We start from the raw sequence: 17,462 nt of genomic DNA on the forward strand, positions 1-17,462 counted from the left end.
GCCCGAAAGTACACGAAATACGGGGCGTTTCAAGAAGCCAGTTGCATCTTTAAACACTCAACGTTGTCTCTAGGTATGAAAATCTATTCGCTGCTGCTGGCAGCTTGTTTGCTGGCATTTCCCCTCTTCGGCTGTAAAAATGCCACCACACCCACACTATCCGTACCACCCGCCAGTCCGGTTCCCATCCGCGGGGTATGGCTTCCTGCCAGCGACTCAGACGCGCTTTTTTCCCGCGATAATATTCGCCGGATGGTCGACGACTGCGCCCGTTACGGTATCAACCACCTGTTTGTAGTCACCTGGACGGGCGGCTTCACGCAGTACCCCAGCGCCCTTATGCAGCGCACGTTTGGTAAGCTCATCGACCCTCGTTTTGCCGGTCGTGATCCACTACAAGAGGTCATCGAGGAGGCGCACAAGCGCAACATCAAGGTCTATGCCTGGTTTGAATTTGGCTTTGCGGCTGACTACAGTGGCACCAACGCACACATCCTCACCCAAAAACCAGACTGGGCCGCCCGCTCGGCCGATGGCTCGATAACGACCAAGAACGGGTTTCGCTGGATGAACGCGCTCAATCCGGCCGTTCAGTCGTTTATGCTTGATCTGGTCAACGAGGTGGTGAGCAGGTATGATGTTGATGGTATTCAAGGCGACGACCGCCTGCCCGCCATGCCCACCGAGGGGGGTTACGATGCCGACACCAAAGCCCGCTATACGCAGGAGACTGGCAACACCGTGCCGACCAATGCGCAGGACGCCGCCTGGGTGGCCTGGCGCGCTAACCAGCTAACCGATTTTTTGCGTCGCCTTACGGCCCTTGTTAAGCGCACCAAACCCAGCTGCCAGGTGTCCTCAGCGCCCAGCGTTTACCCCTTCAGCCTGACCAACTATTTGCAGGATTGGCCCGCCTGGGTTAAAAACGGTTCTGTCGACATGGTGGCTCCCCAGATTTACCGCCGCGATCTGACGGCCTACCAAAACGAACTGAACAAGATCGTCAATACCCAGGTGTCGGCGGCGCAAAAATCGCTCGTGGTGCCGGGCATGCTCTTGAAAGTGGGCAGCTATGTGGCCCCCGACAGCCTGTTGCGGCAGCAGATTGGGGCCAACCGGGCGGCGGGGTTGCCCGGCGAAATCTTTTTCCACTACGAAGGCACTCGCAGCCGGACCAGCTTTTTCGAGGCAATTTATAAATAGCCTACTGCCAGACCACTTCAATCACCGCATCTTTCATATCCACCGTGGTGTGGGTTTCGCCCGCCAGCCGGTGCAGTGTCAGCTTACCCTTGTTGGGGCGCAGGGCCTCCTGCCGAATGACGTGTTGGGCGCTTTTCTTCCGAAACACCGACACCTGGCCCTCCACGCTGGCGGGTAGCTCCAGGTCAACCTCCCGGCCCGACGCCGTCACTGTCCGGTTGCTAGTAGGCAGTGGCTGGCTACGCAACAGCAGCAAGGCCCGCGAGGCTTGGGGCACGCCGTACCCCACGTAATTGTTGCCGTATGGGTACAAATGGGCCGATTGCTGGATAATATCGCGGAGTTGTTTGTTGGTCAGTTTGGGGTTGGCCTGCATCAGACAGGCCGCAAAACCGGTGATGGCCGGAGCCGCCAGCGAGGTGCCGTAGAGCGAAAAGCACGAAATATTGGGCTTCAGGTAGGGAAGCGCTTCGGGGCCGATGCTGCTGTAGCCAATGCGGTTCCAGAGGCGGTTGTTGGTGGCCCCTACCGCCAGCACCCCCTCGGCATCGGCGGGGGTGCTGATCACGCGCCAGGTGTGGTCGTCGCCCTCGTTGCCCGCCGACACAATGATGAGCATCCCTTTTTTGTCGGTGGCCATTTGGGCAGCGCGGCTGATAAGGCTGGTGTGGCCGTCCATCTGGGCAGGGGCATAATTTTCTTTGGGGTTGGTAAAGCCCTTGGCGTAGCCCAGCGAGGTATTGATAAGCCGCACACCCAGACTATCCAGCCACTCGATGGCCTGCACCCAGTTGTCTTCCTCCCCCCGAAATTCGCGGTTGCCGGCGTCGGTGCGGGCCAGGTAAAAGGAGGCATCGTAGCCCAGCCCCAGTTGAAGGCCGCTGATGGGGTCGTAGCCGCCAATAGCCCCCAATACTTCGGTGCCATGGTCATCGGAGCGGGTTTCGCGGGTATGAATCAGGTCATTATGCGTACCGGCCCGGTTCACAAAATCGCGGATTTGCCGGAACCCGCCGCGCTGGGCAATGGGCTTCAGCCACGACATGGAATCGGCCCCGAAAAAGCCCGCGTCGATCACGCCGATCTGCACAAAACGCCCCGTGAGGCCCGCCTGGGCAAAATCACTGGCCTGCATCTGCGCCATAACGGCGGCCAGTTTCGGTTCGTTGGCGTGGGGTAAGCTCGTGATAATCAGCCCCGGCTCCAAAGCCCGCACCTCGCGCACAAACGGCAACCGGGCTACCTGTTGCCGCTGCGCAGCTGTGAGTGGGACAGACACCGCGTTAAACCATCGCGACTGCCCCAAGGGCTGCAACCCCAGCGCACGAAGCTGCGCCACGTAGGCCACCGAAACGGGCTTATCGGTCTCATCGACAGGCAATTGACGAGACCGCCGCTGAGCCAATGCCTGTGGCGACAGGGCGGGTGCGGCCTGCAGGTCTTTGTCAGTAAAACAAACCCAGTATTTAGGTACCGTCGTTGAAGCAGCATACGGCTGTGCCAGCCCGTACCCAGATACGGTTAACAACATCCCCAGCAAAAACAGGTTGGATAAATAGCGCATGTATGAACTGATTTACGAGGTACGATTGCAGGGATTTACGATTTACGAGGTACGATTTACGATTTTTGCTGACGCGTCCGCTTACGCATGAGCAGGCGGACGCGTCAGCAAAAATCGTAAATCGTACCTCGTAAATCGTAAATCCCTGCAATCGTACCTCGTAAATCAGTTCATACATGCGCTATTTGCCCATCGACAACTCGCTCTTCGTGCAAAATCGGGAGCGGCTAACGCAATTACTCCCGCCCAAATCGTTGGTAGTGCTCAACGCCAATGATATCATGCCCACCAATGCCGACGGTACCCTGCCGTTTGTACAAAACACCGATCTGTTTTACCTCACAGGCGTAGACCAGGAAGAAACCCGCCTGGTACTCTTTCCCGACCACCCCGACCCGAAGTTCAGGCAGGCCCTTTTCCTGCGCGAAACGTCTGATCTGATCGCCGTTTGGGAAGGTCATAAACTCACCAAAGCCGAAGCCGAAGCCACGTCGGGCATACCGGCCAAACAGGTGTACTGGACCCATCAGTTCGAGAGTATTTTCACGCAGATGGTCTTCGAGGCCGACGCTATCTACCTGAATACCAACGAACATACTCGTTTCAGCGGGGGTGTGCAAACGCGCGAAGACCGGTTTGTAGAAGACATTAAACGCCAGTATCCCCTGCATAAGCTGAGCCGCCTGGCCCCGCTCATGCATCAACTGCGGGCCATTAAGCTGCCGCACGAGGTGGCCCTGCTGCAACGCGCCATCGACATCACCGACGGCATGTTCAGGCGGCTGCTGGGCTTTGTAAAACCGGGCGTATGGGAGTATGAAATCGAAGCCGAAATGATGCACGAGTTTCTGCGCAACCGCTCACGCAAGGCCGCCTACACGCCCATTATTGCGTCGGGGAAGAATGCCTGCATTTTGCATTACATCGACAACTCGGCGCAGTGCCAGGCGGGCGACATGATTTTGCTGGATCTGGGGGCCGAATATGCCAACTATAACGCCGACATGACGCGGTCTATTCCCGTGAGTGGTCGGTTTACGCCTCGTCAGCGTGCTGTGTATGAGGCCGTTTTGCGCGTCATGAACGAAGCAAGGGCGCTGCTGGTAACGGGCAACGTCTGGGACGAATACCACCGCGAAGTAGGCAAGATTATGGAGTCGGAGTTGATCGGGCTGGGCCTGCTGGACCGTGAGGCAGTAGCAAAGCAAAACCCCGACGCGCCACTATACAAAAAGTATTTCATGCACGGTACGTCGCATTTTCTGGGCCTCGACGTGCACGACGTGGGCAACAAATACCGCCGCTTCGAGCCGGGCATGGTGTTCACCTGCGAACCGGGCATCTATATCCCCGACGAAGGGCTGGGTATCCGGCTGGAAAACAACATCCTCATCACCGAAGGGGGCAACATCGACCTGATGGCCAACATCCCGATTGAGGCCGATGAGATTGAGGCATTGATGAACGGGTAAGCCAAGAGCCAAGAGGTGAGAGCTGAGAGTCAGGAACTTGTGCGAAGGAACAATGCCTCCTGCAAACTCTTGGCTCTTAGCTCTCTCCTCTTGGCTCTCAGCCACTTTTTTCTGTTTGTGTAGGACGCTGCTGACTACCTGGCTATGGTATCCTGTGCAGTCAAGGCGGTGTTGAGGCTACTGAAAATACGCCGGATAGCGGTTTCGATACGCTCCCAACCTTCGGGCGTACTCACATCGATATCAACAATCTTGTTCCGATTGTCGCTCACCAACGTCAGGTACGTCACGCCACCCAAAATCACGGCCGTGAGGGCGGTGGGATCATAGCTTGGGAAAGGAGCCAGTTTGTCAATAATCTTTTTGTACGATTCGTTACGGAAAGCCGACAGACGACGGGCCAGTTCGGTTTCACCGTTCTGCATCTCCCAGCGAATCAGTTCCTGCGACGATTTACGATCCCGGAATTCACGCGCCAGTTTGATGACATACTCCGACCAAACTTTGCTGCGCTCGTCAGGGCCGGGGTTCGACGGTACCGTGTCAAGGAATCGTTCGTTGAACATCGACAGGAAAAAGCCCCGCTGTACATAGGCTTCCAGGAGTCCGTTCCAACCGCCAAAGTAGCGGTAGATCAACACCTTATTTACACCTGCCTTTTCAGCAACCGCATTGATACCTGCTTTCTTGGTACCTTTCTCGGCCATTACGTCTCCCATAGCGCGCAGGATGCGCTCCATGGTCATTGCCCGGTTTCTACGTTTCACAATCTTCATATCACTGTCATTTTTGAAATGGGTTTTGAACCAATTTATCGGCTTCGGGTACAAAGCTGTAGAATTAACCTATTGTTACCAACTGGTAACGTGAAAATTTAACCGATATTAGTACAAATTCGGCTAGTTATCGTTGATATATATAGTATACGGCATATTAAAATGAGTTGACGGTCAGTCACTTACATAAAGGAAAGTACCACGAAGGCTAGTTTTACCGTTCAATAAAAATTCTTTTTCAGCCCTTAATTACCCTTTCTAGTAACAACTAACGGGCACTTGGTCAGCAGGTCTGCCCAAACGGGGTTGCTTCGTATCTTTGCCCACATCGTTTTCGAACAAACCCATTTTCCCAACATGGCCAATGTGCTAATTATTGGGGCTGGCGGCGTGGGAAGCGTTGTAGCGCATAAATGTGCGCTCAACGCCAGCGTTTTCACACGCATTACCCTTGCCAGCCGTACCCTTTCCAAATGTGACAAGATTGCCGCCGAAGTGGCCCAGATGCACGGTGTCGAAATAGAGACCGCCCAGGTCAATGCCGACAACGTTGCCGAGATGGTAACATTAATTGGACAGGTTAAGCCCTTTTTGGTCATTAATGTGGCCCTCCCCTACCAGGATTTGCCCATCATGGATGCCTGTTTGGCCACCAAAACCCACTACATGGACACGGCCAACTACGAGCCGAAAGACGTAGCTAAGTTCGAATACAGCTGGCAGTGGGCCTATAAACAGCGGTTTGAAGAAGCGGGCATCATGGCCCTGCTCGGCTGCGGCTTCGACCCCGGCGCGACGCAGGTATTCACCGCCTACGCCGCCAAACACCAGTTCGATGAGATGCATTATCTCGACATCATCGACTGCAACGCGGGTAACCACGGCAAGGCCTTCGCCACCAATTTCAACCCCGAAATCAACATCCGTGAAATTACCCAGCCGGGGCGCTACTGGGAAAACGGCGAGTGGATCGAGATTCCGGCCATGAGCATCCACAAGGCCATCGAATACCCCGGCATTGGCCCCAAAGAGTCGTATGTGCTGTATCACGAAGAACTGGAATCGCTGGTGAAAAACTTCCCGACGCTGAAGCGGGCGCGATTCTGGATGACCTTCGGGCAGGCATACCTGACTCACCTGGAAGTGCTCCAAAATGTGGGCATGACCCGCATTGACCCCGTCAAATTCAACGGGATGGACATCATTCCGCTTGAATTCCTGAAAGCCGTACTCCCCGCCCCCGACAGCCTCGGCGAGAATTATACGGGCCAAACCAGCATTGGCTGCCAGATTCGGGGCATCAAAGACGGCGAGGAAAAAACCTATTTTATCTGGAACAACTGCGACCACGCCGAAACCTACAAAGAGGTTCGCGGACAGGCCGTGAGCTACACCACCGGCGTACCCGCCATGATCGGGGCCATGCTGCTGGTAAATGGCACCTGGCTCAAACCCGGCGTCTGGAACTGCGAAGAACTCGACCCCGACCCGTTCATCGAACAAATGAACAAACAGGGCCTGCCGGTGCAACACGCCGTGAACGTGACGTTGGCGTAGGAATTTACGAATTACGATGTACGAATTACGATTTATTGCTTACGCCAGAGCAAATCCGTGCGTAAGCAATAAATCGTAATTCGTAAATCAAACCGGTGGTACCCCTACGCTGGTCCAGCCGCCGTCGATGGTGAGGGTTTGGCCGGTGATGTGGCTGGCCTGCGGCGACAGCAGGAACAGGGCAGCGGCGGTAATATCGGCCACGGTGGCGGGGCGACCCATGGGCGTAATCCGCGACCAGATCGGGATGTAATCGGGGTCGTCGGTGGTGCGTTCGGTGAGGGTAGCGCCGGGGGCCACGGCGTTGATGGTAATGCCCGCCGGTGAGAGATCGATGACCGCCTGCCGGGCCAGCATCTGCAACCCCGCTTTGGTCATGCTGTAGACCGGCAAACCCGGATGCCCCAACTGCCCCACCACCGACGATAGCAGCAATACCCGCCCGGCTATGCCCGCTTCATTTTTGCCCTGCGCCCGCATCTGTGTGGCCGCCGCCTGTACCAAAAAAAAACTACCCCGCAGGTTCAAATCCACAATAGTCTGAAAGGCTTCGGGCGTGGTGGTAAACACATCGCCAAAGACGGTGATGCCCGCGTTGGCAATGGCCATGTCGAGCCGCCCAAACAGGTTGACCGCCGTAGCCACCATCTGCCGGATAAACGCCACGTCTGCCGCGTCGCCGGGCAGGGCCGCGCATCGCCCCCCCGCATGCTGAATGGCCGCAGCAGCCTCACGAGCCAAGTTTGGGTCGAAATCGTTGAGCAACACATTGGCCCCCTGCCGGGCCAATTCCTGCGCCATGGCAAAGCCGATGCCCCGCCCTGCCCCGGTAATAATGGCGGTTTGGTTATGAAACGTCATAGACAAATGTAGTCTGAAACCCAAAGAGCCACCTGCTCACTGCTTACCGTACCTGCGACAAAACCAACTTCGGTTGACTGTACGTACTTGGTGGCATTCTCTACCCCCCCGACAGTTTGCGACTACGTCCGACAGAGCGCAGTTGCGGCGGCTCTTACTCCCTCTGACACACTTTGCTCTGAGCGACACTACGTACCTCTAGCGACGCCAACCAACGGCTCACATGCCAAACTACCACCGACAGAATGCAAGTGTGAGGCAGGGCTTGCTAATTGTGTCGGGGTTAGCAATATTTACCAATTCAAACTTTACGTTACTGCATCCAAATGAAATTATTCACTTTTACGCTCCTTCTTTTCACTTTTTGCCTCAATGCTGCCTTTTGCCAGCAAGCTGAAAACCCAGACAATGAGAAGTCCAGCCTTGAGCGATTTCTATCAAGAAATGGCGAAATGATCCTCTTGACAGACTACAAATTGCCAAATATGAATCTAGGCTTGAGTGGTGTAGCCGAAGCCAAAATCCGCAGAGCGAGCATAGCTACAGAAACCAAGTTTTACTATGCGCTATCAAAGGAACGGCAGTTCAGCAGTATGAACTGGTTTATTGAGTATTCCGATTTACTCGAAATCATCAAAGCAGTGGCAGTGCTAAAGTCGGGCTTTGCTGATGCCGTCAAGGGAGAGGCATTTTACAAAGAAAACCGATTTGCTACCAAGGATGGTGTCCGCGTGGGTTATTTTATCGAAGACGGAAAAGCAAAGTGGTTCATTACGGCTGACCGGAACATTAACACACCTATATTCAAATTAGCTGGTACTGTACTTTTCAACGAAGTTGCCTTGCTTGAAAAAACCCTATTTGAAGGAAGGCATAAAATTGAGGAGTTGATGAACCAAAAATAGTACTTGTCAAGCTCCGCGGGGCGGCGGTTACGCGGGACAGGCAGCACTTGGATACGCTACGTTTCTGCGCCTAACCAACTGAGTGTGTAAAGAGTAGCGGGGCTACTTCTGACTAGCCTTCATTGAGTACTTTTACAGCATGGACTTGTACAACGATGACGAGCGGTTTATTCCGCTTGTTTCCGATTATGGCTTCAAAGCCACCTTTGGTAACGAAGCCGACACCCGGTTTTTGCGTAAAGCATTACAGGCATTCATCAACTCACCCGTCGCTATTGAGGAGATCACGTTTATCCAGAACGAAATCAAAGGCGTTACTCGTGACAGTCGGAGTGGCATTTATGATCTGTTTTGTCGGGACGAGCAGGGTACGCAATTCATCGTGGAGATGCAGTTAGGCAAATACCCGGAGTTCATTCAGCGCATGAAGTTCTATTCCTTCTACCGGCTGAATACACTCATTAAAAGAGGCGATTACGAGTTTGACGATTTACCCAAAATTTACTGCATCGGTGTTTTAGCCGCCACTATTTTTCCGCACATCGCTGATTATCATAATGTTGCCGTGCTGAAGAATCAACACAACGAACTCATAGACGAGCAAATGACGTTTATCACAGTGGAGTTAGACAAGTTTAAGAAGGGATTATCCGACATCACCAGTAACCTCGACAAACTGCTGTACACCATGAAGACCATACACGAGGTAAGCGAGCCAACGCAGTTTCCGCCCTTTTGGAACGAGGAGTGGTTACGAGTCGCTATTCAGGAGTTGGACAAACGGGCGTTGACCCCGGAACAACGGTTGAGTTACGAAATGACGATTTCGGCCAATGCGCTGGCCGTGAAGAATGAGCAAAAGAAGATTCAGGAAGCCGAAGCGCGTATAAAGACTGAGACTGTCAAAAACGCTTTGCAAATGGGGCTGACCGTTGAACAGTCATCTCTATTGGCAAATGTTTCAGTTGAGTTTGTTCATCGAGTACAGCAGACGCTTCTAAGTAATTAGCTCTGCTTCCCTGTCTCGTCGGACAGGCAGCACTTGGGTACACGACGAACGCGCCCAACGCGGCGAGGGTGTAGAGGTTGCACCGTTAGCCCCTGTTGGCATTAAGTGATTCATAAGGCGTATCAAAATACATAGCCTAATGCGAGTCTCGTCTCACCACACTGCCGGAACCGCCTTTTAAAAAATCGAAATCGACGCCTTCGTGGGCTTGGGTGACGTGGCGGATGAACAGGTTCACGTAGCCCCGGTCGTAGCCCAAATCGAGGGGTTTGAAATGCACCAGCCGCCCGGCCAGTTCTTCGTCCGAGACGTGCAAGTGCAGGCTCCGATTGGGCACGTCGAGGGTGATGAGGTCGCCATTTTGAACAAAGGCCAGGTTGCCCCCCACCGCCGATTCGGGGGAGACGTGCAGCACGACGGTGCCGAAGCCGGTGCCGCTCATGCGCCCGTCGGAGATGCGAACCATGTCGTGAACGCCCTGCGCCAGCACTTTGGCGGGCAGGGTCATGTTGCCCACTTCGGGCATGCCGGGGTAGCCACGCGGCCCCACATTTTTCAGCACCAATACACAGTCGGCATCTACGTCAAGATCGGGGTCGTCGATGCGGGCTTTGTAATCGTCGATGTTTTCGAACACCACCGCTCGGCCCGTGTGCTGCATCAGGGCAGGGGTAGCCGCCGAGGGTTTGAGCACGGCCCCGTCGGGACATAGATTCCCCCGCAGCACAGCAATGCCCGACTCCGGCTTGAACGGTTTATCGAGCGAGGCAATCACCGCCGGGTCGTAATTCTGAGCCTCGGCGCAGTTCTCGGCCAATGTCTTTCCATTGACTGTCAGTGCATTACCGTTCAGATGCGGCAGTAGCTCGTGGATGATGGCGGGCAGGCCACCGGCGTAGAACAGGTCTTCCACGAAATGTTCACCAGAGGGTTGCAGGTTGGCCAGCAGCGGAATTTTGCCGGACAAGGCATCGAAATCATTGAGCGACAATTCCACGCCGATGCGTCCGGCAATGGCAATCAGGTGCAGGATAAAGTTGGTCGAGCCACCCAGCGCGGCATTGACCACGATGGCGTTTTCAAAGGCCTGCCGGGTTAGCAGTTTGGAGGGCGTGATGCCTTCGCGCACCAGTTCAACGGCCCGCACGCCTGTCATATGGGCCAGCACTTTCCGGCGCGAGTCGGCGGCGGGGATGGTGGCGTTGTCGGGCAGGGCGAGGCCCAGGCTCTCCACCATCGCGGCCATCGTAGAGGCAGTCCCCATGACCGCGCAGTGCCCCTGTGAGCGGGCCATAGCGGCTTCGGCGGCGGTGAATTCGGCCTGGGTCATGCGGCCCATTTTGAAGTCTTCGGCAAAGCGCCAAAGGTCTGACGTGCCAATTTTACGCCCCTGAAACCGCCCCGCCAGCATGGGTCCACCCGACACCACCATCGTGGGAATATCGACCGAACAGGCCCCCATCACGAGCGAGGGCGTGGTTTTGTCGCAGCCACAGAGCAAAATAACCCCATCGATACTGTTGCCCCGGATGCTTTCTTCCACGTCCATACTGGCCAGGTTCCGAAACAGCATGGCCGTGGGTTTGATCTGGCATTCGCCCAGCGACATCACCGGAAACTCGAGCGGAAAGCCGCCCGCCTCCCACACGCCGCGCTTCACGGCTTCGGCCAGTTCGCGGAAGTGCGCGTTGCAGGGCGTCAGCTCCGACCAGGTGTTACAGATACCGATCACGGGCTTCCCCTCGAACTCGTGGTGGGGGAACCCCTGATTTTTCATCCAGGCCCGGTATATGAAGCCATCTTTGCCGGTGCGGCCAAACCATTCCTGTGAACGCATAAATTTTAGTTCAACGTTTTCATGTCTAAAGTCTAAAGTTGCGCCGTTATAATTGAATGGTACCCAACGGACAGTCCGAAACGGTGCACGTTGCTCCTAGTGTAAGCAATTTCTCGAAGCAGACACGTTGAACTTTAGACTTTAAACTTTGGACACTCTTTCCCCCATCGGCATCTTCGATTCGGGCTACGGCGGGCTGACCGTGATGCGCGAGATCGTGAACGCCCTGCCCCAGCACGACTACGTCTACCTAGGCGACAATGCCCGCACACCCTATGGTACGCGGTCGTTCGAAACCGTGTATGACTACACGCTGGAATGTGTGCAGTACCTGTTTGGCCAGGGCTGCGAGTTGGTCGTGCTGGCCTGCAATACGGCTTCGGCAAAGGCCCTGCGCAACATTCAACAACTCGACCTGCCCCGGCTTTATCCCGGACCCACGCCCGAATCAGGTCCCTCGCGGCGCGTCCTGGGCGTGATTCGGCCTACGGCAGAGGTAATTGGGCAGTATTCGGCGGCGGGGCATGTGGGGGTACTGGCCACCAGCGGCACGGTCTCGTCGGAGTCGTACCTGGTTGAGATCGGCCATTTTTTTCCTGAACTGACCGTCACGCAGGAGGCTTGCCCGATGTGGGTACCGCTGATCGAAAACGGCGAACACCGCTTTGGCGGGGCCGATTATTTCGTGAAACAACACATCGACCGGCTGCTTACCCGCGACCCGCTTATCGACACGCTACTGCTGGCCTGCACGCACTACCCGTTGCTTGAAAACAAGATCCGGGCTATCCTTCCCACAGGCGTTACGCTGCTCAGCCAAGGCCCTATTGTGGCCGCTAGCCTGGTCGATTACCTGGCCCGCCACCCCGAATTTGGCCTTTCGGCAGGGCCGACATTAGCTGGCCAGCCGGGACAACGTCGGTTTCTCACCACCGACTCCGCCCGTGATTTCAGCCGACAAGCCAGCCTGTTTTGGGGCGAACCTATTGAGGCCGAGAAAGTGGTGTTCTGATTGTACCTTGCTACCTATGAAAGTCTCGCTTTACATCATGGCTGCGCTGTATATGCTGGCCGGTATCTGGCACTTTGTGCGACCCAGATTTTACCTCTACATCATGCCGCCCTACCTGCCCGCCCACAACGCCCTGGTGCTGTGGAGCGGCGTGGCCGAGCTTGTACTGGGCATTGGGCTGCTGTTTCCGGCCACCCGCGTGTGGGCAGCCTGGGGCCTCATTGCACTACTGATTGCCGTTTTCCCAGCCAACTATTACATGGCCGTGGGCGATAAGTTTCAGGCCATGTCGCCCTGGTTGCGGTGGGGACGGCTGCCCATTCAGGGGCTGCTGATCTGGTGGGCCTACCAATATACAAAATGACCGTTTAGTAGGCTTGCATAGGGCTTGTATACCCATTGCAAATTCCTGATTGACAATTAGTCATGGTTCGTCTAATTTGAGCGCGATCTAAACACCGAAAACTATGACTGACTATCCTGCTCCTACCCCTTCCCCCCTCGTTATCAATGCTGAAAATGCCCGTTACCTGCGCGAAACGGGTCGCTGGGCCAAGTTCTTCGCCGTGCTGGGCTTTATTTTCTGCGGGCTGATTGCCCTATTCGGCTTCTTTTTCACCTCCATGATGGGCACCCTGAGCCAGATTCAGTCGCCGGGGGCCGAAAGCTTGGGGATGCTGAAGAACTTTGGAGGCTTTTTCGCCGTGCTATACATTGGCTTCGCGGCGCTTTATTTCTTTCCCTGCCTCTACCTATTCCGCTTCGCCGACCATATGAAGATCGCCCTGCTGGAACAGAATCAAGCACGCCTCGACAGTTCATTTGCCAACCTGAAATCGATGTTCAAGTTCCTGGGTATACTGGTGCTGATCGTGCTGGGATTCTACGCACTCATCTTCCTGTTTGCCCTGCTGGCCGGTGGTGCAGCCTTATTCAACCGGTAGGCGAAATAGTGGCGGTACGCAGGCGGTTCTACTGACAACCAATTCCTGTCAGATGAGCCGCCTTCGTTCGTTTTATTATGCCCTCGGTGACGCCTTGCTGGGACCATCGGCACAAGCACAATCACCCACCGCCACAGCTAACCGGCTGGGATTCAGCCAGCAACGGTATACGCATACACGCACACTGGGACTATCGCTGGGTGGCTATGCGCTGGCTAACATCCGGCCAAGCCAACAAACACCCCGATCAGGCCGATAAGCTACGTGGCTATGGAAAAGCGGTGGCGGTTCAGGGTGTGTTTTTACTGGCCTTCGACATGGTTAACTACCTGATCTTCAAACACCGCGAAGATCCGCAACAGATTCAACTCACCGCCCAGGCACCACTTGGCTTGGGTGTACGCATTCTCATTCGTTAACTTCGCCTGAAAGAAAAAAAGGGTTTTCAGACAGGATTATCAGGATGGCAGGATGAACAGGATTTCTTTCTTCATCATATATCATCTACTAGAGCAAAGAAATCCTGTTCATCCTGCCATCCTGATAATCCTGTCTAAAAGAATTCCATCTGAAAAAACCCTTTACAACAGCAAATGCCGCAACCCAAACGTGCCAGTGAATCGCACACCATCATGACCGAAATGGTGCTGCCCAACGATACCAATACGCTCAACAACCTGATGGGTGGCCGCCTGCTCCACTTCATGGATATTGCCGCCGCCATTGCCGCCCAGAAACACTCGAACCGCGTGGTAGTCACGGCCTCTGTCGATAACGTATCGTTTGCCGAACCCATCAGACTAGGCAACATCGTGACCATGAAAGCCCAGGTGACGCGGGCGTTCAGTTCGTCGATGGAGGTGTTTATTGAAGTCTGGGCCGAAGACATTCCGGCGGGGGTGCGCGTGAGTACCAACAGCGCTTTCTATACGTTTGTGGCCGTTGACCAGAGTGGCCGCCCCATTGAGGTGCCGCCCGTTATTGCCGAAACCGACGACGAAAAATCCCGCTACGAATCGGCCCTGCGCCGCCGTCAGCTCCGCCTGGTACTGGCCGGCCGCATGAAACCCCAGGAAGCCACCGAGCTACGGGCGTTGCTGGAAATGTAAGGAGCAAAGAGCCAAGAGGTGAGAGCCAAGAGACAAGATGGCCGTGGGTAGCTATCTTGTCTCTTGGCTCTCACCTCTTGGCTCTTTGCTCCTTAAAACGGCGTTTCCTGGCCTGGGTCGGCGTTGCCGAAGTTGGAGAGGTCGTTGGCGCGGCTGCGGAGGGTACCCCCGGTGGGTGGTAGCGGCGGCATGGTGCCCGGCGCTGGAATACCGCCCGGTGGGTTGAAACTGCCCATGCCCGATACGCCTTCGGGGAAGCTGCCCCCACCCGGAACCGGCGTGAAATACCCGTCGAGGTCGCAGAATTTGGTGAAGCGGTTGATGAACCGAAGCTGAATGGTGTCGAGCGAACCAGACCGGTTTTTAGCCACGATCACCTCACCCACCCCAACAGTCGAATTACCGTTTTCATCCTGCGTAATGTTGTAATACTCAGGCCGATACAAAAACATCACCACGTCGGCGTCCTGCTCGATACTGCCGGATTCTCGTAGATCGGATAACTGGGGTTTCTTGTCGCCACCGCGTGTTTCCACGGCCCGGCTTAACTGCGACAGGGCAATAACGGGTACGTTTAGCTCTTTGGCGAGGTTTTTCAGCGCCCGCGAAATCGAGGCGATTTCCTGTTCGCGGTTGCTGCCCTTGCTGCTGTCGCCGGTCATCAGCTGAAGGTAGTCGATGACCACCATCTGAATGTCGTGCTGCGCTTTCAGGCGGCGGCATTTGGCCCGCAGTTCCAGAATAGACAGGGCGGGGGTGTCGTCAATAAAGATGGGGGCTTCGGTGAGGCGTTGAATTTTGTGGTGCAGTTGCTGCCACTCATGCGGGGCCAACTGCCCTTTACGGATCTTCTCCGAATCGATCTCGGCCTCCGCCGAAATAAGCCGGTTCACCAACTGCACCGACGACATTTCCAACGAGAAAATCGCCACCGGCTTCCCATGATCCACCGCCGCATTACGCAACGCAGACACCACAAAAGCGGTTTTCCCCATAGCCGGCCTAGCCGCTAGGATAACTAGTTCAGTGGGTTGCCAGCCGGAGGTGAGGCGGTCGAGCGCGGTGAAACCAGAGGGTACGCCGGTGAGGCCCTCCTGGTTTTTTTTGGTCTCCATCTCCTTCAACGCCTCGCTTACGATAGACCGCATATCGGCCACGGTCTTGCGGATGTTCGACTCGGTGAGTTGGAAGAGGTCGCGCTCGGTACGGTCGAGGAGGGTAAATACGTCGGTAGTGTCCTCGTAGGCATCTTTCAGGATCTCCGACGACATCGTGATCAGCCCGCGCTTGAGGGCCTGCTCGGTGATGATCCGGGCGTGGTATTCGATGTTGGCGGCGGAGTTAACGCGTAACGTAAGCTCGGAGATGTAGCCCCCGCCCCCCACCAGCTCAATCTCGGCGGTTTTGCGCAGTTGTTGCGTAACCGTCAGCAAATCAATGGGTTCCGAATTGGCAAACAGCGTCAGGATGGCTTTGTAGATGCGCTGATGAGCCTCTTTATAGAACGTTTCGGGCTTCAGCAGATCCACTACGGCCGAGAGCGCATCTTTTTCAATCATCAGCGCCCCCAGCACCGCTTCCTCCAGATCGGTAGCCTGCGGTGGTAATTTACCCAAACCCGAATCGAGCCACTTATTGGCCGACGGCTGCTGCCGATTGCCGGCTGCACCAGCAAAATTTTTCTTGAAATTGTTGTTCGGGCGGGGCGCTCCGCTATCGCGGTTATTCTCCATAGTCAGACAAAAATAGGCGTTGGCCGACGGTTCACCCAAGCCCGGCGCATAGCCTGAATGGGTGTTCCGGTAACAAGATACGGTTAACCCATTGACGCTAAATGACCTGGCGTTCTGCAAAAAACTAGCTGACGAGCAAAAGAAATGCAAACCGACAACAGCCAGGCGCTGAACCGACTGTGGGCGTTCAGCGACCGCCGCGTAATCAATTGGGTTGGGGTTCAGCAAGATAAGCAGCCCATACCATTTTTCGCATTTTATTTTGGATTCTTTAGGGAGCGTAACGCAGCCGAACACGTGAGTCAATTTTGTCTCAATTTTGTTACGTCAATACCCGAAACACGTATATTCAGCCAGTCAACGTAAGCACCTGGATACTGGATGCCGGCTATTGGATCACTAGACCACAACTCAATCGAGCTGCCTGTTTTTTGTCCAAAATCCAGCGTCCAACGTCCGTAATCCCCTTCTACAACTTGGTCGAAAAAATCATCACGCTCGACAACGACGTTTCCCTGATCGATTTCCTGGGCGTCGAAAACAACAATATCAAGGAAGTGGCTGCCGCCTTTCCGATGAGTAAGATCATTTCGCGGGGCAACGAAATCCGCATCAAAGGCACCACGCCCGAAATTTCGCGCATCACCGACATCCTGGAATCGCTGATGGGCCACTACCAGCGCTATGGTAAGCTGACGCACGAAAATGTGCAGACCTACCTCAGCGGGGGCAACGAAGAAGATCAGAACAACGTACCGGTGTCTGATGATGAGGTGCTGGTCTACGGCAACAAAGGCATAGTAGTGCGGGCCAAAACGGCCAACATGAAAAAGCTGGTCGAAGCAGCCGAAAAGAGCGACCTCGTCTTTGCCATTGGCCCCGCCGGTACGGGTAAAACCTACACCGCCGTGGCCCTGGCCGTGCGGGCATTGCGCAACAAGGAAGTCCGCAAGATCATCATCACCCGGCCCGCCGTTGAAGCGGGCGAAAACCTTGGCTTTCTGCCCGGCGACCTGAAAGAAAAGATTGACCCCTACCTGCGCCCCATCTACGATGCCCTCGACGATATGATTCCAGCCGAAAAACTGAAATACTACCTCGAAAACCGGGTCATCGAGATCGCGCCGCTGGCCTACATGCGGGGCCGGACGCTCAACAACGCCTTTATCCTGCTCGACGAGGCCCAAAACACCACGGCCATGCAGATGAAGATGTTTCTGACCCGGATGGGGCCAACCTCCAAAGCCATCATCACCGGCGACCGGTCGCAGATTGACTTGCCGAAGCACCAGAAATCGGGCCTCTCAGAGTCGATAGGCATTTTGCGCGACGTGCCGGGCATTGCCTTCGTGGAACTGGACGGCCGCGACGTGGTGCGCCACAAACTAGTGAAAGCCATTATCAGCGCCTATGAAAAAGCGGGACAGTAAATTCAGTCTACAGTACTACAGTATGCAGTATGCAGTGGGGTGTATGCCTG

17 protein-coding genes are annotated in these 17,462 nt (G+C 55.3%); 12 read left to right on the forward strand and 5 right to left on the reverse strand.

All coding sequences use genetic code 11. The annotated features are described in order from the left end of the window. The first annotated feature begins 75 nt into the window (after positions 1 to 75). On the forward strand, positions 76 to 1,203 hold the full coding sequence (locus J2I48_RS21705) for a glycoside hydrolase family 10-like protein (RefSeq protein ID WP_229376632.1): 1,128 nt from the start codon (positions 76 to 78) through the stop codon (positions 1,201 to 1,203). Position 1,204: 1 nt separating this feature from the next. Here the strand turns inward: J2I48_RS21705 and J2I48_RS21710 are convergent, their stop codons facing one another. Next, positions 1,205 to 2,767, reverse strand: coding sequence for a S8 family serine peptidase (locus tag J2I48_RS21710; protein ID WP_374758168.1), 1,563 nt, complete (start codon positions 2,765 to 2,767; stop codon positions 1,205 to 1,207). 176 nt (positions 2,768 to 2,943) lie between these two features. On the opposite strand from J2I48_RS21710, the gene J2I48_RS21715 reads away from it, so the two are divergent. After that, positions 2,944 to 4,239, forward strand: a complete 1,296-nt coding sequence (locus J2I48_RS21715) for an aminopeptidase P N-terminal domain-containing protein (protein ID WP_207337600.1) — start codon at positions 2,944 to 2,946, stop codon at positions 4,237 to 4,239. A gap of 134 nt (positions 4,240 to 4,373) precedes the next feature. Here the strand turns inward: J2I48_RS21715 and J2I48_RS21720 are convergent, their stop codons facing one another. After that, complete coding sequence (locus tag J2I48_RS21720) at positions 4,374 to 4,985, reverse strand: TetR/AcrR family transcriptional regulator (protein ID WP_229376653.1); 612 nt, start codon at positions 4,983 to 4,985, stop codon at positions 4,374 to 4,376. Between the two features lie 387 nt (positions 4,986 to 5,372). Here J2I48_RS21720 and J2I48_RS21725 point away from each other — a divergent pair, with 387 nt between their 5' ends. Further along, positions 5,373 to 6,572, forward strand: a complete 1,200-nt coding sequence (locus J2I48_RS21725) for a saccharopine dehydrogenase family protein (protein WP_207337602.1) — start codon at positions 5,373 to 5,375, stop codon at positions 6,570 to 6,572. 87 nt (positions 6,573 to 6,659) lie between these two features. Here J2I48_RS21725 and J2I48_RS21730 read toward each other — a convergent pair whose 3' ends face one another. Beyond that, positions 6,660 to 7,433, reverse strand: a complete 774-nt coding sequence (locus J2I48_RS21730) for an SDR family NAD(P)-dependent oxidoreductase (protein WP_207337603.1) — start codon at positions 7,431 to 7,433, stop codon at positions 6,660 to 6,662. A gap of 326 nt (positions 7,434 to 7,759) precedes the next feature. Here J2I48_RS21730 and J2I48_RS21735 point away from each other — a divergent pair, with 326 nt between their 5' ends. Next, a complete protein-coding gene (locus J2I48_RS21735; RefSeq protein WP_207337604.1) occupies positions 7,760 to 8,338 on the forward strand; it encodes a hypothetical protein in 579 nt (192 codons plus the stop codon). 139 nt (positions 8,339 to 8,477) lie between these two features. Beyond that, on the forward strand, positions 8,478 to 9,347 hold the full coding sequence (locus J2I48_RS21740; RefSeq protein ID WP_207337605.1) for an Rpn family recombination-promoting nuclease/putative transposase: 870 nt from the start codon (positions 8,478 to 8,480) through the stop codon (positions 9,345 to 9,347). A gap of 136 nt (positions 9,348 to 9,483) precedes the next feature. Here the strand turns inward: J2I48_RS21740 and J2I48_RS21745 are convergent, their stop codons facing one another. Next, a complete protein-coding gene (locus J2I48_RS21745) occupies positions 9,484 to 11,184 on the reverse strand; it encodes an IlvD/Edd family dehydratase (RefSeq protein WP_207337606.1) in 1,701 nt (566 codons plus the stop codon). Between the two features lie 148 nt (positions 11,185 to 11,332). On the opposite strand from J2I48_RS21745, the gene murI reads away from it, so the two are divergent. The 6 genes from murI (at position 11,333) to J2I48_RS21770 (ending at position 14,249) form a co-directional block, all read left to right on the forward strand. Then, a complete protein-coding gene (gene murI / locus J2I48_RS21750; protein WP_207337607.1) occupies positions 11,333 to 12,196 on the forward strand; it encodes a glutamate racemase in 864 nt (287 codons plus the stop codon). 16 nt (positions 12,197 to 12,212) lie between these two features. Next, positions 12,213 to 12,560 carry a DoxX family protein gene (locus J2I48_RS21755; protein ID WP_207337608.1) on the forward strand — a complete coding sequence of 116 codons (348 nt, stop codon included), beginning with the start codon at positions 12,213 to 12,215 and terminating at the stop codon, positions 12,558 to 12,560. A gap of 103 nt (positions 12,561 to 12,663) precedes the next feature. Continuing rightward, on the forward strand, positions 12,664 to 13,140 hold the full coding sequence (locus J2I48_RS21760; RefSeq protein ID WP_207337609.1) for a DUF5362 family protein: 477 nt from the start codon (positions 12,664 to 12,666) through the stop codon (positions 13,138 to 13,140). Between the two features lie 52 nt (positions 13,141 to 13,192). Then, complete coding sequence (locus tag J2I48_RS28360; RefSeq protein WP_229376635.1) at positions 13,193 to 13,399, forward strand: hypothetical protein; 207 nt, start codon at positions 13,193 to 13,195, stop codon at positions 13,397 to 13,399. Next, the gene (locus J2I48_RS28365; protein ID WP_229376643.1) at positions 13,347 to 13,559 is read left to right on the forward strand and encodes a DUF6992 family protein; all 213 of its coding nucleotides are present in this window, start codon (positions 13,347 to 13,349) and stop codon (positions 13,557 to 13,559) included. Before J2I48_RS28360 ends, J2I48_RS28365 begins: the two co-directional genes overlap by 53 nt. Positions 13,560 to 13,733: 174 nt before the next feature. Then, positions 13,734 to 14,249, forward strand: a complete 516-nt coding sequence (locus J2I48_RS21770; protein WP_207337610.1) for an acyl-CoA thioesterase — start codon at positions 13,734 to 13,736, stop codon at positions 14,247 to 14,249. A gap of 92 nt (positions 14,250 to 14,341) precedes the next feature. Here the strand turns inward: J2I48_RS21770 and dnaB are convergent, their stop codons facing one another. Continuing rightward, positions 14,342 to 15,982: a replicative DNA helicase gene (gene dnaB, locus J2I48_RS21775; protein ID WP_207337649.1), complete on the reverse strand. Its 1,641-nt coding sequence runs from the start codon at positions 15,980 to 15,982 to the stop codon at positions 14,342 to 14,344. A gap of 476 nt (positions 15,983 to 16,458) precedes the next feature. On the opposite strand from dnaB, the gene J2I48_RS21780 reads away from it, so the two are divergent. Further along, positions 16,459 to 17,412, forward strand: coding sequence for a PhoH family protein (locus J2I48_RS21780; protein ID WP_207337611.1), 954 nt, complete (start codon positions 16,459 to 16,461; stop codon positions 17,410 to 17,412). Positions 17,413 to 17,462: the final 50 nt, after the last annotated feature.

It is taken from the genome of Fibrella aquatilis, from assembly GCF_017353255.1.
Lineage (GTDB): Bacteria > Bacteroidota > Bacteroidia > Cytophagales > Spirosomataceae > Fibrella > Fibrella aquatilis.